Source organism: Neobacillus drentensis (assembly GCF_036966985.1).
Classification (GTDB): domain Bacteria; phylum Bacillota; class Bacilli; order Bacillales; family Cytobacillaceae; genus Neobacillus; species Neobacillus drentensis_E.
Map to the genome: position 1 here is coordinate 1 of NZ_JBALSN010000368.1, position 2419 is coordinate 2419.

Sequence of the window (2419 nt, forward strand, 5' to 3'; positions counted from 1 at the left end):
AGGAATTAGTTGAAAAAGAAGAAGTGGTTGTCCTCGATAATTTATCAACCGGTCACCGTGAAGCTGTCGATAGCCGTGCGGTTTTTGTTGAAGGTGATTTAGGTAATGAAGAGGATTTACAAATGATCTTCAAAAGTTACCCAATCAAGGCCGTAATGCACTTTGCAGCCTTTAGCTTGGTCGGGGAGTCTGTTGTCGACCCGTTGAAATACTATCAGAATAACGTTGCGGCTACGCTTACCTTGTTAAAAGCTATGATTAAACATAATGTCAAAAACTTTATTTTCTCTTCAACAGCAGCTACCTATGGAATTCCTGATGTAGAGTTGATTGATGAAAAAACTCCAACTAGACCGATCAATCCTTATGGACATTCCAAACTGATGATTGAACAAATCCTGTCAGATTTCTCGAAATCCTATGGACTAAACTATGTAATTCTACGCTACTTCAATGCAGCAGGAGCTCATGAATCAGCAGTAATCGGTGAGAGTCATGACCCAGAAACTCATTTAATCCCAATTGTCCTTCAACAACTGTTAGGGCAGCGGGAAAAGATATCTGTTTTCGGATCTGATTATGATACGGCTGATGGTACATGTATTCGTGATTATATCCATGTCACTGATTTAGCGAGTGCGCATATCCTTGCCCTAGAGGCATTATTAACCGGGAAGAAGTCAACTGAGATTTATAATCTTGGCAACGGTCTTGGCTATTCGGTAAAGGAAGTTATTGAAACATGTGAAAAAGTAACCGGTAAAGAGGCGAATGTCGAAATGGCCGATCGCCGTGCCGGCGACCCAGCCATGCTTGTCGCTTCCTCCCAAAAGATCCATTCCGAACTTGGCTGGAAGGCTGAACGGAACTTAGAACGAATCATTGCGGATGCCTGGAAATGGCACCAACAACAGCAGTATTAAAATTAGAGACAAACTTACTAGGAACCAAATATAAAATAAATGGTAACTCTCTCCTATTGGGAAGTTACCATTTATTTTGTAAAGGATTTTATTTTTTCTTCAAACTCACTAACTCCATGACGGTTATTCCGTCTCGAACCGTTTTTACTTGCCCGATATATTTCGCATAGTAGTAAATATACCCCGAATCTTCCTTTACCTCGATACAGTTTTTAAACGTACCGGCTGGTGTTTTCACGGTCTTTTTTACGGAAGTAATCCGTGCTTGTCCTTCTCCTTCATAGCCGATATCCCATTTCTGGCCGACCTTCGCAGGATATTTGATATCGATATAATATTCGGAGTCAATATACCCGGTATAGAGTCCTTTACTATCTTCGCCGACAATGAATTTTTGCTTATCAGAAGGAGTGGCGTAGTACCAAATGTCCCATGAATCATATTTTTTCCTAGTAGGGATTAATTGATAGGATCCTTCCGTCCCTTTATAAGTATAGACCTGGGTTTTATCGAGCAGGAAGCTAGCCCGTTTGGAGATGAACTTCAAATACTTTGTGGAAACATACGCTTTTTTGGATTTGTATTTAATTTGTGACCAGCCTGTTTTGGTTTTCGAATAAACCGTTACTTTGGTGCCTTTTTTAAGGACGCCTTTTTTCTTGGAGTGAGTTGTAGGCTTTTCACGTACATTTAGTACTTTCGTATTTACGGTTGCAGAAGATGTGGAGGCTGCGTAGGTAACCGTTTGAAAGGGCATGAGGATTGTTAGGAACAGTGTTAGTGCGATCAGTAATTTTGTGAATATTTTCAAAATAATCCCTCCGTTTCTATCTTAATTGTATGGAAGGGGAATCTATTAATAAATGAATATAAATACAAAAATATAGACAATATCCGCGCTTGTCCACGTTTAGAATTTGTAGAATTATAGGGGATGCGGCTTTTTTGTTGAATCATGTTCATTAATAAATTCAAGGTTTAGACTTATTTGCTCATTTACCTGTCTATCGAACTTGGGTATGCTTTTCATAGGTACATATTGAAAGGCTGTGGAAGGTTTGAAACTATTCTATAAAAATTATCGATTCACACTTATCCTGCTAACTGCCATTATCGCAGGCGGGGCGGCAGGTTTGATATTTGGACCAAAGGCTGTGCTTGTTAAGCCATTTGGGGATTTATTTTTAAATTTAATGTTCATGATGATCGTCCCATTGGTGTTTTTCAGCATCGCGTCTGCGATTGCTAATATGAATGGAATGAAACGGCTTGGAAAAATTATGGGAAGCATTGTGGTTGTTTTCTTGGTGACGGCCTCTATAGCCGCGATCCTGGGCTTAATCGGCGCCTCCATTATCCATCCGATTGAAAATACAGATATCTCTTCAATTAAAGAAGTGATGAACAACTCATCAGTTGAGACAGATCCTGAGAAATTATCATTTCTCGACCATCTTGTTGCTACATTTACGGTTGGGGATTTTAATTTACTGCTA

The 2419-nt window shown here is 39.6% G+C and carries 3 protein-coding genes; 2 read left to right on the forward strand and 1 reads right to left on the reverse strand.

Annotated features, from left to right (window positions below; all coding sequences use genetic code 11):
* On the forward strand, window positions 1–923 hold a 923-nt coding region (gene galE, locus V7659_RS22175), incomplete at its 5' end, for a UDP-glucose 4-epimerase GalE (protein ID WP_335542330.1).
* A gap of 88 nt (window positions 924–1011) precedes the next feature.
* Here the strand turns inward: galE and V7659_RS22180 are convergent.
* Window positions 1012–1734: an SH3 domain-containing protein gene (locus V7659_RS22180; RefSeq protein WP_335542331.1), complete on the reverse strand. Its 723-nt coding sequence runs from the start codon at window positions 1732–1734 to the stop codon at window positions 1012–1014.
* A gap of 247 nt (window positions 1735–1981) precedes the next feature.
* Between V7659_RS22180 and V7659_RS22185 the strand changes: the two genes are divergently transcribed.
* On the forward strand, window positions 1982–2419 hold a 438-nt coding region (locus V7659_RS22185), incomplete at its 3' end, for a cation:dicarboxylate symporter family transporter (protein WP_335542333.1).